Consider the following 13,852-nt stretch of genomic DNA (forward strand, 5'->3'; position numbering starts at 1 on the left):
GAGGGGTCGGCGGCTCCGGAAGAGCACCACTTTGCATACGAGGGAGCTGGAACACATGACCACGGCCACGGCGATGGACGCCCGTACGTCCGAGGTGCTGTCGTACGAGGTGCTGCGCGACCGGCTGGTGGCGCAGGCCGGCGAGCTGGCCCGGCGCGCGGAGGCCCTCAACACCGTCAGGATCGCCGAGTTCGGCGGAGCCGGGCTCACGCTTTCGGGCTCCGAGCGCATCCGCACCGAGCACCGTCGTGTACCCCGCGACATCGCCGCCATCGGGGACGTGCTGCTCTTCGGCTTCAACGGCGCCACCAGCCAGGGGCGGGAGATGTCCGTCGGGGACGTGCTCGCCCTGTACGACCGCGACCTGAGCCCGCTCCCCGAGGGTGCCGCGCCCGGCCTCCTCGACGACCCGGGCTTCATCCGGGAGTTCGGGGCGCTGCACCGTTACTACCAGGCCGCGCGCCTGCTCCAGCTCCGCCACGTTGACGGCAAGCTGCTGGCCGTCTTCCAGACCGGAGAGCAGGCCGAGGACATCCGCGTCCTGCGCTGGTCCCTCACCCCGTCCGGCGAGGCACGGTTCCTGGATGCCCAGGGCGAGCGCGACCACGTCTTCCCGCCCGCTCACGACGTCGAGTGGCGGGAGACCACCCGGGACGACCACGTTCTGGGCCGCCACCCTCACACCTCCATCGGCGGGCGGCTCTTCGTCTCGACGGTCGGCGGGGCGCTCACCGTCAAGACCGTCGACGACACCGAGACCGGCGAGGGGATCCACCGCGAGCCGGTCGACGAGCCGCTGCAGTCCCTCGCCGACGCCGAGATCGCCTACGCCACCGTGGGCTCGCTGATCCTGCTGCGGATCCGCCCCTACAAGGAGCAGACCAGCCGTCACTTGGTCTTCAACACCGTCACGAACACCGTTGTCCGCCTCGACGGCATCGGCCAGTCCTGCCGCCGGCTGCCGGACGACGAGGGCATCGTCTTCCCCGGCGGCTACTGCCTCGCCTCGGGCACCGTGAAGACCTTCGACACGGACACGACGGACCTGGAATTCGAGAAGGCCGTGCGCTCTCCCAACGGCGAGGACGTCCTCTTCACCTTCCACGCCCGCACAGAAGGACACGGCCTGCTGCTCTCCTACAACCTCATCCGCAAGGAGGTCGCCGCCCCCATCTCCTGCCACGGCCACGCCCTGTTCGACGACGGCGCTCTCGTCGTCCTGCGCGCCGGCGTCGCCGAGCCCGCCCGTATGCACCCCGTGCAGATCTGGCACACCCCCTACACCTCCGACACCTACGCCTCATCCTCCGGAAACGGCCCGCTCGCCCGCATCGGCAACGCCGACCTGGTGCGGGGCATCGCCGACTGCCTTTCCATCGCACGCCAAGCCACAGAGACCGAAGCCACGCACTCCGGGGCGGTGTACGAGACGCTGCTCGCCGCCTGCGTCCGGGCCGCCGACCGGTTCCCCTGGCTCGGCGACGCCGAGACCGGGGACCTGCGCGGCCCCCTCGAAGAGGTCCGGTCCACCACCGCACACGTACTGGAGGAATTCGAGAGCGTCCAGGTCCTCACCCGGCAAGCTGCCGACGCCCTCGCCGAATCCGCTCAGTCGATCGCCCGGCTGATCCGCCGTATCCGCGGCGAGGCCCCGGCCACCGCCGAGGAGTGGATCGACCGCATCACCGAACTGCGCCGGGCACAGGGTCGTTTGATCACCCTCAAGGAGATGCGGTACGCGGACACCGACGGCATCGAGGCCCTGGCCGCCAACGTGGAGGGCGACATCACCTCCACGGCCCAGCGTGCCGTCGCCTTCCTGCACCGCGAGAACGCCTTCACCGCCCATCACGCCGAGGCCGAACAGCTCACCACCGACGCCGAGGGCATCACCACCGTCGCCGAGGCCGTCCCCGTCGAGGAGCGGCTGGAGGAGCGGACCTTCGGCCTCCAGACCCTCGTCGAGGTCGTCGCGGGCCTGGACATCGGTGACGCGACCGTACGCACCACCATCCTGGAGCGGATCGCCGAGGTCCTCGGGTCCGTGAACCGGGCCCGCGCCACGCTCGGCGCCCGCCGCCGAGAACTCCTCGACCGCGAAGGGCGGGCCGAGTTCGCAGCCGAGTTCGCGCTCCTGGGCCAGGCCGTCACCGGCGCTCTGGCCGCCGCCGCCACGCCCGAGGATTGCGAGGCCCAGCTCGCCCGACTGCTCCTCCAACTGGAGAACCTGGAGTCGCGCTTCGCCGAGCACGACGGATTCCTCGCCGAGATCACCGAGAAGCGGACCGAGATCCACGACGCGTTCTCCTCGCGCCAGCAGACCCTCCGGGACGCCCGCGCCCGGCGCGCCGAAGCCCTCTCCGAGTCCGCGCGCCGGGTTCTGGAGACGGTCACCCGCCGGGCATCGGGGCTGGAGAACCTCGACGAGATCAACACATACTTCGCCTCGGACCCGATGGCGGCCAAGGTCCGCCGCACCGCCGACGAACTGCGGCAGCTCGGCGATTCGGTCAGGGCGGAGGAACTGGCGGGCCGCCTGCTGGCCGCCCGCCAGGAGGCCGGACGTGCCCTGCGCGACCGCGGCGACCTGTTCACGGACGGCGGCGACACGATCCGCCTGGGCCGCCACCGCTTCGCCGTCACCCGCCAGGCCCCCGAGCTGACCCTCGTACCGCACCAGGACGGCCTGGCCTTCGCCCTGAACGGCACCGACTACCGCCACCCGGTCACCGACCCGGAGTTCGCCGCCACCCGGCCCTACTGGGGTCGGCTGCTGCCGTCCGAGTCACCCCGGGTGTACCGGGCGGAGTACCTGGCCGCGCGGCTGCTGGCCGAGCACGGCGCCGATGCCCTCGCCGCCGCTGACCTGCCCACGCTCGTACGGCAGGCCGCCGAAGCCGCGTACGACGAGGGCTACGAGAGGGGCGTCCACGACCACGACGCCACCGCGATCCTCACCGTGCTGCTGAGGCTGCGCGAGAGCGCCGGACTGCTGCGCTACCCTCCGCGCGAGCGCGCGGCGGCCGCTCTGTTCTGGGCCCACGGCACGACGGAGGGTTTCCGTGACCACTTCGCCCGTCGCGCGGTGTCCCTGGCCAGGGCTCGCGAGACTTTCGGGCTCACCCCCGCCATCGACGGACTGCTGGTCGAACTCACCGCCGAGGTAACCCGGTTCACCGAGGAGGCCGATGTCGGCCGCGCTGCCGAATACCTCTTCGAGGAGTTGGTTTCCGGTCCCGCCGGATTCGCGGTGTCCGCCTCGGCCCGCATCCTCCTCGAGAAGTTCCACCGCAGCGTAGGGGTATCGCCGTACGAGCAGGACCTGGCCGCACTCCCCGACCCGGCCGTACGCCGGCACCTCGTCGAGGGCTGGCTCACCTCCTACGCGGCGGCCTGCGGCGAGGACATCGACGCAGGCGACATCGCCGAGGCCGCGGCCGTCGAACTGTGCCCCTCCCTGGAGCGCTACGACGTCACCGGCGAGGCCACGGCAACCGTCACCGGCCTGCTCGGCACCCATCCGCAGATCACCGGGCGCTCCCTGAACCTGAGGCTGGACGAATTCCTCTCCCGCACCACTGACTTCGCGGCCGAGGCCGTCCCGGGCTTCCGTACCTACCAGCAGCGCCGCAGCACCCTCCTCGCGTCGATGCGCACCCAGCTGCGCGTCGACGCGTACCGGCCCCGGGTCATGTCCGCCTTCGTCCGCAACCGCCTCGTCGACGAGGTCTACCTCCCCCTCATCGGCGACAGCCTCGCCAAGCAGCTGGGCGCGGCCGGGGACGCCAAGCGCACCGACAGCAGCGGCCTGCTCCTGCTCGTCTCCCCGCCCGGCTACGGCAAGACCACGCTCCTGGAGTACGTAGCCGAGCGCCTCGGGCTGCTCCTGGTCAAGGTGGACGGACCGGCCCTCGGCCACCACACGACCTCCCTCGACCCGGCCGAGGCCCCGGATGCCGCCGCCCGTCGCGAACTGGAGAAGATCGACTTTGCGCTCACCGCCGGAAACAACGTGCTGCTCTACCTGGACGACATCCAGCACACCTCGCCCGAGCTGCTCCAGAAGTTCATCCCGCTGTGCGACGCGACCCGCACCCTGGGCGGGCACGACCTGCGCGGAAATCGGTTCGCCGTCTGCATGGCCGGCAACCCGTACACCGAGTCGGGGCAACGCTTCCGCATCCCCGACATGCTCGCGAACCGAGCCGACGTCTGGAACCTCGGGGACGTACTGACCGGCAAGGAGGAGGCCTTCGCCCTCAGCTTCGTCGAGAACGCCCTCACCTCCAACCCGGTCCTCGCCCCACTCGCCGCCCGAGACCGCGCCGACCTGGAGCTGCTCGTACGCCTCGCCGCCGACGACCCCACTGCCCGACGCGACCGGCTCACCCACGCCTACGCCCCGGCCGAACTGGACCGGATCCTCGCCGTCCTGCGCCATCTGCTCACCGCCCGGCAGACGGTCCTCGCGGTCAATGACGCCTACATCGCATCCGCGGCGCAGACCGACGCGAGCCGCACCGAGCCGCCCTTCCGGCTCCAAGGCTCCTACCGCAACATGAACAAGATCGCGGCTCGCATTTCACCTGCAATGAACGACGCCGAACTGACCGCGCTGATCGACGACCACTACACATCGGAGGCCCAAACCCTCACCACCGGAGCCGAGGCCAACCTCCTCAAGCTCGCCGCCCTCCGCGGTGCCCTCACCCATGGCCAGGCGACCCGCTGGGCCGAGATCACCGCCTCGTATGTCCGCTCGCAGGCTCTCGGCGGCTCCGGCGACGACCCCCTGAGCCGGGCGGTGGCCGCACTCGGCCTGCTCGCCGACCGGGTAGCCGCCGTGGAGAACGCCATCACTCGCGCCACCGACCCCCGCCACCTGCCCATCCGCCCGAACCGCAGGCACGCGGCCCGCGAGGAGTGAGTCGCGTCAGGCATCGGAGTGGCGTCCGTGATCGTCTGCGAAGGCGACGAAGACCTGCTGCGGCCTGTCCTGGGTGTTGAGGAAGCGCTGGTCGAGGATAACGGCGAGGTCCTCCAGCGCGGTGCGGAGCACGGCGGCGGACAGCCTGACGTCGGGCGCGTCCGTGTCGATCTGCTCCGCCGTGAGATGCGTGCGCGAGAGGTGGGACAGCCTGAGTGCCGGCGCCCGCGGCTGGCCGGCGCCGGGTAGATGCCGAGTGTCCAGGAAACCGTTGCGGTCAGCAGGGAGAAGCCGACGAAGGCCTCCAGTGGGGCGAGGATCCGCAGCCATCCCTCGGTGGGCGCGATGTCACCGAGGCCGAGCGTCGAGATGTTGACCAAGGAGATGTAGAGGGCGTCCGTGAACGACGAGTGCTCGGCGGGGAGCAGAGCCCGGCGGTGTAGGTGTAGGTGAACGCCTGCGGCATGTGCGGCCAGTAGATCAGTGCCCATCCCATGACCACGGCCAGCGCCCACACCGCTACGACAGCGACCATCGCGATCGGGCCGGCCAGTCAGGACGCACGACGGCGTGAGGCCACCGAAGCGGACAGCCGCCACAGCCCCGTCATGACCAGCCTGCTCGGACCGCCGTGGTTCGTCGGATGCCGCAGCGTGTGGAAGACATCCCGCAGGACGAACAGCACCAGGGCCGCCCCGCGATGTCGACCATCCCATTCACCTGACACTCCTTTCGCCCGCCGCGGCCCTCTCACTCAATGACCTATCGGTCCGAACCGCAGCAGATCAGGCAGGCTCGTTCGCTCAGTGGAACCTCAAATCCGGATAACGATCGCATCACCAGCCCTTGGGTTTCCGGGGCGCGGGCCCTGGTGAGTGATCCACGTCACTAAAGAATCCGTAAAGAGCGTGCTAAGAATGCGCAACTCCGCTTTCGGTACCACCCCTCGCCGGATCGCGGAGTGCCGGCATGCACCGGCTCTGCACGGCCAGGGAGGTCACGGTCCGAGTCCGCGGATCGAGACGCCCAGGGTCGCCGATCGGACAACGGCGTTCGCTCCATGCCCGCCCGCACTCACACCGTCGCACCGCACTGCGCCGGTTCTGCGCCATCGAGGTAAAGCCTGATGTCACTCGACACCATCACCACCTCCGTAGACGAAGCCGTCAGCGGATTCTTCGAGCCCATCGCCAAGTGGCTCGGAGACATCGTCTTCTACTCCGTCCCCGTCGGAGGAACCCAGCTTCCGCTGATCGTCGCCTGGCTCGTGGTGGCCGGCCTGGTCTTCTCGGGCTGGTTCGGGCTGGTGCAGATACGCAAGTTCCGCCTGGCGGTGAACGTGGTGCGCGGCAAGTACGACGAGAAGGGTTCGACCGGTGAGGTCAACCACTTCCAGGCGCTGACCGCGGCCGTCTCCGGCACCGTCGGCCTCGGCAACATCGCGGGTGTGGCGGTGGCCGTCTCCATCGGTGGCCCGGGCGCCACCTTCTGGATGATCCTCTGCGGCCTGCTGGGCATGGCGACGAAGTTCGTCGAGGTCACCCTCGGCGTGAAGTACCGCGAGGTGCACGCCGACGGCACCGTCTCCGGCGGCCCGATGCACTACCTGCCCAAGGGCCTGGCCGAGCGCTTCGGCGCCCGCGGCAAGACCCTCGGCAAGGTCCTGGCGGTCCTCGCCTCGGCGATGATCCTGTTCTTCGGTCTCTTCGGCGGCAACCTCTTCCAGGTCAACCAGTCCTACGCGCAGCTGGTCTCCGTCACCGGCGGCGAGAGCGGCATGATGGGCTCCTCGGCCGGCGCCCTTTTCTTCGGCATCCTGATCGCCGCGATCGTCGGCATCGTGCTCCTCGGCGGCATCCGCTCCATCGCCTCCGTCACCAGCAAGCTCGTTCCCGCGATGGCCGGCATCTACATCGTCGCCTGCATCGTGGTCATCCTCGTCAACGTCTCCGCCGTACCGTCCGCGATCTCCACGATCATCGAGGGTGCCTTCAACCCCGAGGGTGTCGCCGGTGGTGTCCTCGGTGCGCTGATCATCGGCTTCAAGCGGGCCGCGTTCTCCAACGAGGCCGGTCTCGGCTCCGCCCCGATCGCCCACTCCGCGGTCAAGACCAAGCACCCCGCCAGCGAGGGCCTGGTCGCCCTGCTGGAGCCGTTCATCGACACGGTCGTCATCTGCACCATGACCGCCCTGACGATCGTCATCGCCAACCCGGCCAGCTGGGGCGAGGCCCGCAAGGGCGAAGGTGTCGGCGGCGTGACGATCACCTCGGACGCCTTCGGCACGGTCCTGCCCTGGTTCCCGTACATCCTCACCATCGCGGTGATGCTGTTCGCCATCTCCACGGTGCTGACCTGGGGCTACTACTGCATGAAGGCCTGGACGCACCTCTTCGGCCGCAGCAGGACCAGCGAGCTGACCTTCAAGGTCTTCTACACGTTGTTCGCTGTCGCCGGTTCGCTGCTCACCCTGCAGACCCTGATCGACATGGCTGACGCGGTGCTGTTCATGCTCGCGGTCATCAACATCATCGGCCTGTACCTGCTGGCCCCCGTGGTCAAGCGGGAACTCAACACCTTCCTCGACTTCGTCCGCCGCCGCGACGCCGGCCTGGACACCGAAGTCGACGAGGACGAAGACCAGGAGCCGGTGAAGACCACCGTCTGACCGTCCCCCCGGCGGCCCGGCTCCTGAGTGGGCTCGTACACACCTCGCGCCTTGGTGTGTACGAGCCCACTCATCTGCGTTTCAGCAGGTGAGAACCCCTCTGGTGGTATCCGGGCATCTCCCATAGGGTGTAAAGAACGCGTCAATGGGGCAGCCGAGCTGCCGGTGACGCGCGGTGTGCCGGGAAGTCTGGTCGGCGATGTAGGGGCCGTGTGCCCATTTCCAGCCGACGCCCCGGAAGGCCACTCCAATGATCGACCCGCGCCCGCGCATCGTCTTCGGACTCATGCCGTGGCCCGAACGCCAGGCCATCGCCTCCGCCCTGCGCACCGAAACGATCGGTGGCCTCGTCCTGCTGGCGGCAGCAGTCGTGGCCCTGGTCTGGGCCAACAGCCCGTGGAGCGGGGCGTACGAGGCGATACGTGACTTCCACTTCGGGATACCCGCCCTCGGGCTGGAACTGTCGGTCGGGCACTGGACCGCCGACGGGCTCCTGGCGGTCTTCTTCCTCGTCGCCGGCATCGAACTCAAGCGCGAACTCGTCGTCGGCGAGCTACGTACCCCCGCCACGGCGGCCCTCCCGGTCGTCGCCGCCGCATGCGGCATGATCGTGCCCGCCGCCCTGTACGCACTCACCGCCGGTCTGGGGGGCGGCAGCCTCGACGGCTGGGCCGTGCCGATGGCCACCGACATCGCCTTCGCACTCGCTGTCCTCGCCGTCATCTCCACCCACCTCCCCTCCGCCCTGCGTGCCTTCCTGCTCACCCTGGCCGTCGTCGACGACCTCGGCGCCATCCTCATCATCGCGATCTTCTTCACCAGCGACCTGAACTTCTGGGCGCTGGGCGGAGCCTTCGCAGGCCTGGGAGTCTTCTATCTGCTCCAGCGGCTCCGGGTCCGCGGCTGGTGGTTTTACGTACCGCTCGGTATCGCGATCTGGGCCCTGATGTACAACAGCGGCATCCACGCCACCGTCGCGGGCGTCGCCATGGGGCTCATCCTGCGGACGACCCGCGACAAGGGCGAGGAAATCTCCCCGGGGGCCCGCGTATCGCACCTGGTGCACCCGTTCTCGGCAGGCGTCGCGGTGCCGCTCTTCGCCCTCTTCGCCGCCGGCGTCAGCATCTCCGGACCCGCGCTGGCCGAAGTGTTCACCAGCCCCGAGCCCCTCGGCGTCTTCATCGGCCTCGTCGTCGGCAAGGTCCTCGGCATCTTCCTCGGCACCTACCTCGCCGCCCGCTTCACCAAGGCGGAGCTCAACCCCGACCTCGCATGGGCCGACGTCCTCGGCCTCTCCGTCCTGGCCGGGATCGGCTTCACCGTCGCCCTCCTCATCGGCGAACTGGCCTTCCCCGGCCAAGAGGTCGGTGAGCACGTCAAGGCCGCCGTCCTGATCGCCTCCCTCACCGCGGCCGTGCTCGCCGCCGTCCTGCTCCGGCGCAGGAACAAGATCTACCGGAGTCTGTACGAGGAGGAGACCCTCGACGCCGACGCCGACGGGATCCCCGACATCTACCGGCGCACCCTCACGCCCGGCTCCAACGGCTGACGCGAAGGAGAGTGCAGGCGGGCGCAGCGCTCCTTGGGCCGGCGATCGTCATCGCCGCCCTCGTGACCAGGACAGCGGTCACCGAGCTGCGAGAACCCGGGGCCGGGCGTCGAGAGCGGCGATTTCTGTGGGATCCGCGTGCGTGGGCGGCCGGGGCGATGGTGGCATGTGTTCTCGCCCTGGCCAGCTGGCGGTCGGCCGGGTCGCCGGCCCCTGCCCTGGGCGTAGCTGGCGGGGACCTTGGTCGCGTACACCAGCGGCGGACGCCCACCTTCGGACTGACTCCCGCACGACCGTTGTCGTCAGACACTTTCGGCTGCCGCCCGACGTTGAACGGCAGCACACCGCGCGCGAGCGGGCACCGTTCCCCACGGTCGGCGCGGACTGGCAGGAGCGCCGAGGGTGTCTTCCTGTCGGCTCAGCCGTGGCCGGCCCGTGAGCCCAGCATGACCAGGCCCGTGATGAGCGTGGCGAGGCCAATGACCAGTACCGGAAAACCGGGGCCCGGCAGGGCCTACAGCAAGGCGCCGGCCAGCGTCACAGGAACGCCGACGATCACGAGGACGACCGCCATACGGCGTTCCGTGAGGTTGCGTCGCACCCACCCAAGGAGCCTGCCTCCAGGCATCGCGGTCAACTCTTCGCCCGCGAGTTCACGCTGCGGGAGGTCCGTTCGGCGCGCAGGAAGCACGCTGCGGCCGCCACCACGAAACCGAAGCCCAGACCCGTGCAGGCCATGACGACGCCCGAGGGTGCGTCGATCATGCGCGGGACGGCGTTCAGCGGCATCACGGCATAGAGGCAGAGGAGGGCCCATGCGTAGGGACGAACGGCCAGCCGCCGCCCCCGGAGCCCGCGCGGCGTCCAGCCGCTGAGCACCGCCAGCGCCAGGGGGAGCACGAGCAGTGTGCCTACCGCCAGCGCGATGCCGTGGTACAGCGGATTTCCGTTCATGGACACCTCTCTGATGCGTATGCCCACGATAGACGGCCGATAAGTGACGCATTCATGCCGGGTTCCGGCAATGTATGGCAGTCCGAACTGCCGTCAGAGCCCCGTCAAGACGACGACGTAAGGGATACGTGAAGCAGCCGGTGGAGTGCCAGGAAGTCTGGGCGGCGGTCTTGGAACTCACTCACGGCTTGGTGGGCCATGGTCACCGTGCTCATCTGGGGCATCAGCTTGATTGCCGACCAACTCGCCTCCCTCTCGGCATGTGCGGTCAGCGCCGCTCTGCTGACCGGTCTCGGGGAAAGCGGCGACTGGCTCCGTAGGCGCTGGTCCTCAGCCAGGTCGGCAAGGGGGCGCCGAGAACCGTGATGGTCGGGACGAGGTGCCGGGCCAGGGACGTGATCACTGGCCGGCGCGCAGGGGGGAGCCTGCCGGGCGCTCCCGCTGCGCACATGTCGCCGGGAAGGGGCCCCTGAAGGCCTCGCTGCCGGTCCTTCCCCTGAGCAGGGCTCTGCCGGCCGGCCATCCACGCATGCCCGCGACCACGCGTGTGATCGCTGATCGCCTGGAGCGGGCAACGGCCCGCCATGCCGCTACCTGTTGGAGGAGTCACCCGGTGGAGGACACCTCGACGAGGCCGCCGAGTTGTTCGAGCGGTTGTGTTCGTACATCTCCCGTGCATGAGACCGGCGCCGGCGCATTTCGGGCGGGTCCCGTCGTGATCGACGTGAAGTGGTGTCAGTTCGGCGGACCGGGCGGCGGTGCTGCCTCGTCGCCGCGTCCACCGGCCTTGCGACGTGTTGCGAGTGCACTGGCGGCTTCGCTGTCGGCCTCTGCGGCGTCGGCGAGGGCCTCGGCAGCGGCTTCCGCCGCTTTCGCCGCGTCGTTCGCCGCCTGGACGGCGAGATCGTCCGAGGACGCCTCGCGGGTGGCGGTGGACTGGGGGAGGACCTCGTTGAAGGCGCGGGTGACGTTCTGGAGGGCGGAGGTGACCTCCCCGGGTATCACCCAGAGCGTGCTGCCCGGTGCCTGCGCGATCTGGGGGAGCGCCTGGAGGTACTGGTAGGCGAGCAGCTTGGGGTCGGGGTCGTTGCGGTGGACGGCCTGGAACACCTCGTCGATGGCTCGCGACTGCCCCTCGGCCTTGAGGATCTCGGCGGTCCGGTTGCCTTCGGCGCGTAGGACGGCGGACTGCTTGTCGCCTTCCGCGGTGAGGATCTGGGACTGGCGCTGACCCTCGGCCCCGAGGATGGCGGCCCGCTTGTCCCGCTCGGCCCGCATCTGCTTCTCCATCGCGTCCTTGATGGACTGCGGCGGGTCGATGGCCTTGATCTCCACCCGGTTGACCCTCAGCCCCCACTTGCCGGTGGCCTCGTCGAGGACACCGCGGAGCTGGTTGTTGATGGTGTCGCGCGAGGTCAGGGTTTTTTCCAGGTCCATGGAGCCGACGACGTTGCGCAGGGTGGTGACGGTCAGCTGTTCCACCGCCTGGAGGAAGTTGTTGATCTCGTAGGCGGCGGCGCGCGGGTCGGTGACCTGGAAGTAGAGGACGGTGTCGATCTCGACCACCAGGTTGTCTTCGGTGATGACCGGTTGGGGTTTGAAGGAGACGACCTGCTCGCGCAGGTCGATCACCGGGTAGACGCGGTCGATGTAGGGGATGACGACGTTGAGACCGGGCTTCAGGGTCCGGTGGTAGCGTCCGAGCCGCTCGACGTTGCGGGCGCGGGCCTGGGGGACGATCCGGACCGCCCGCACCACGGTGAAGACCGCGAGGACCGCGACGAGCAGGCCGGCTATGAGGAACGCGGAGATCTCCATGGCTCACTCCCGGGGATAGACGAGCGCGGTGGTGCCCTTGATCTCGATGACATCGACGGTCGTGCCGGGAGGGATCACCAGCGTCTCGTCGTAGGCGCGCGCCGTCCATTCCTCACCGCCGATACGGACTCTGCCACCCCACTTCGACACCTCTGATGTCACGTAGGCGGCCCCGCCGATCAGGGCGTCCACGCCGAAGCGCCCGTCCGGCGAGGAAGACAGGCGGCGAAGCGCGACCGGGCGGACGAAGACCAAGCCGACCGTCGACACGACCGCGAACACCAGAAACTGCCAGGGAAGGGGCAAGCCGGCGGCGGCGAACACGGCTGTGACCAGCGCTGCACCCCCCAGCAACCCGAGCGCGGCGGTGAGCGTGATGATCTCGACTGCGCCCAAGGCCAGAGCGGCAATCAGCCAGATCAGCCAGGAATCCATGCCTCACGCCTCCTCGTAAGCGAAGGAGAGCGACCATTGATACCTTTTGTGAGATTTTACCCATGAATTCTGCCGGGAACCGGCCGCGCAGTCCGCACGATCCTGACCCGCTTCCTGAACCTCGCCCGGGGCTTGGGCGGCGGCCGCTCCGTGACGCCGTAGCTGAGGACTGAAGCCTTGACGAGGTCCACGCCTTCGAGGAGGGCAGCCTCCTACGCAGGCGTGCGCTTCCGTCGGCCCCGATCGGAAAGGCCGCGATCTCTCATCGTCAGCCGCCTGCGGCATCCGTGGCCGGATCGTCGGTGAGCGGGAGGGAGGCAGTGATCCGTTTGCCCACGGGTTCGCGGCGGACCTGGAAGGTCCGGGCGGAGGCCATGACGATCTCGAGGCCGTGCTGTCCCACGCGGGTGGGGTCTGGAGTCAGGATCGTCGGCAGGGCCGGGTTGCTGTCCCAGACGGTCACATCCACGCAGCCGTTCCGGACTTGGAGGGTCAGCAGGCTGGGGCCGGGCGCGTATTTGCGGGTGTTGGTGACCAGCTCGCTGACGACCAGCTCCACCAGATCCAGAAAGCGGTCCGAGACCCGCAGGCCATGGACTCTCTGCACGTCGGTCAAGAAAGAGCGGGCAAGCAGCCGAGCCCCGGCAATCGGCTCACTGCCCTCGAACGCGGCAGAAAGTGACAGAGCGCGGGGGAGCGGCGTGGTGTCCGGTTCGGTCCCCTCTGCCGTCTCGTCCACGTCGGGCCGGTCTACTGCCGGGCGGCCACCTCGCCCGATCCACTGCCAGGTCATGGCTTGCAGGCTCCGGTCGACGGTCGGGTGGGGGAGAGAGCAGTGAAGGTGCTATCGGCGGCGGGCTGAGGCGGCCATGGCGAGGCCGGTGATCAGCAGGGCCAGGCCGATGATGAGAAAGGGGAATCCGGGGCCGGGCAGGATGTGCATCGCCACTCCGGCCAGGGTGAGAGGCGCGCCAACGGCCGCCAATACCTTTCCGATCTGCCGCTCCGACACGGCATGCTCCTTGCTCCGCGCTGCCGCGGATGTGGGGTCGGGAGCGTCACGGCCGGTGAGGAACGCGGTGAGTGCCCCGGCGAGAAGCGCCCAGGCGGCGGCCGCCCAGCCGAAGCGCTGACCGCCGATCAAGATGATGGCTGAGGCGACCGTCGCGCCGGCCGTCATGGCCCGGGCATTGACGGCGAATGCCCACTGCCGCCGGGCACTGCCCGGATCCCGGAGCTCGGTGAGCGCTGTCCGGATGACCAGGGCAGCGATGACGATCACCGGTGCCAACAGCGAGGTGCCGCCATCGGCCATCAGATGTGGTACCCGTCCGCGCCGACTGTCTCGGTCATGGGAGCGGTGCGCCCGGTCCGGGGTGGGACACGGAGGAGTGGCGGTCGGGGGAGGAAGTGTCACGTGGGGCGGTGGGCATCGCGGTTTGCTTTCGGCGTCGGCGAGAAGGGCGCACTGCCCTAGGGACGCCGACCAGACTTCCCGGCA

9 protein-coding genes and 1 pseudogene are annotated in these 13,852 nt (G+C 69.3%); 3 read left to right on the forward strand and 7 right to left on the reverse strand.

The window, feature by feature from the left end:
* Nucleotides 1-55 precede the first annotated feature (55 nt).
* Entirely contained in the window at nt 56-4,927 is a 4,872-nt protein-coding gene (locus ACGFZF_RS12615; RefSeq protein ID WP_371593849.1) for a DNA repair ATPase, read from the forward strand.
* A 6-nt stretch (nt 4,928-4,933) separates the two neighbouring features.
* Here ACGFZF_RS12615 and ACGFZF_RS12620 read toward each other — a convergent pair whose 3' ends face one another.
* The gene (locus ACGFZF_RS12620; protein WP_266354109.1) at nt 4,934-5,059 is read right to left on the reverse strand and encodes a hypothetical protein; all 126 of its coding nucleotides are present in this window, start codon (nt 5,057-5,059) and stop codon (nt 4,934-4,936) included.
* 191 nt (nt 5,060-5,250) lie between these two features.
* A pseudogene (locus tag ACGFZF_RS12625) lies at nt 5,251-5,643 on the reverse strand (ion channel); the annotation flags it as partial.
* A gap of 410 nt (nt 5,644-6,053) precedes the next feature.
* On the opposite strand from ACGFZF_RS12625, the gene ACGFZF_RS12630 reads away from it, so the two are divergent.
* A complete protein-coding gene (locus ACGFZF_RS12630; RefSeq protein WP_371593850.1) occupies nt 6,054-7,595 on the forward strand; it encodes an alanine/glycine:cation symporter family protein in 1,542 nt (513 codons plus the stop codon).
* A gap of 250 nt (nt 7,596-7,845) precedes the next feature.
* Nucleotides 7,846-9,144 (forward strand): Na+/H+ antiporter NhaA, encoded by a 1,299-nt coding sequence (nhaA, locus tag ACGFZF_RS12635; protein ID WP_371593851.1) that lies wholly within the window; start codon nt 7,846-7,848, stop codon nt 9,142-9,144.
* A gap of 633 nt (nt 9,145-9,777) precedes the next feature.
* Here nhaA and ACGFZF_RS12640 read toward each other — a convergent pair.
* From ACGFZF_RS12640 to ACGFZF_RS12660, 5 genes are all read right to left on the reverse strand, one after another.
* Entirely contained in the window at nt 9,778-10,098 is a 321-nt protein-coding gene (locus ACGFZF_RS12640; protein WP_266353991.1) for a hypothetical protein, read from the reverse strand.
* Between the two features lie 735 nt (nt 10,099-10,833).
* Nucleotides 10,834-11,916, reverse strand: a complete 1,083-nt coding sequence (locus tag ACGFZF_RS12645; protein ID WP_252310255.1) for an SPFH domain-containing protein — start codon at nt 11,914-11,916, stop codon at nt 10,834-10,836.
* 3 nt (nt 11,917-11,919) lie between these two features.
* A complete protein-coding gene (locus tag ACGFZF_RS12650; protein ID WP_252310256.1) occupies nt 11,920-12,351 on the reverse strand; it encodes an NfeD family protein in 432 nt (143 codons plus the stop codon).
* 268 nt (nt 12,352-12,619) lie between these two features.
* Complete coding sequence (locus ACGFZF_RS12655) at nt 12,620-13,144, reverse strand: ATP-binding protein (RefSeq protein ID WP_266444519.1); 525 nt, start codon at nt 13,142-13,144, stop codon at nt 12,620-12,622.
* A 51-nt stretch (nt 13,145-13,195) separates the two neighbouring features.
* Nucleotides 13,196-13,666: a PGPGW domain-containing protein gene (locus ACGFZF_RS12660; RefSeq protein WP_371593852.1), complete on the reverse strand. Its 471-nt coding sequence runs from the start codon at nt 13,664-13,666 to the stop codon at nt 13,196-13,198.
* Nucleotides 13,667-13,852 lie beyond the last annotated feature (186 nt).

This window comes from Streptomyces sp. NPDC048338, assembly GCF_043201055.1.
Lineage (GTDB): Bacteria > Actinomycetota > Actinomycetes > Streptomycetales > Streptomycetaceae > Streptomyces.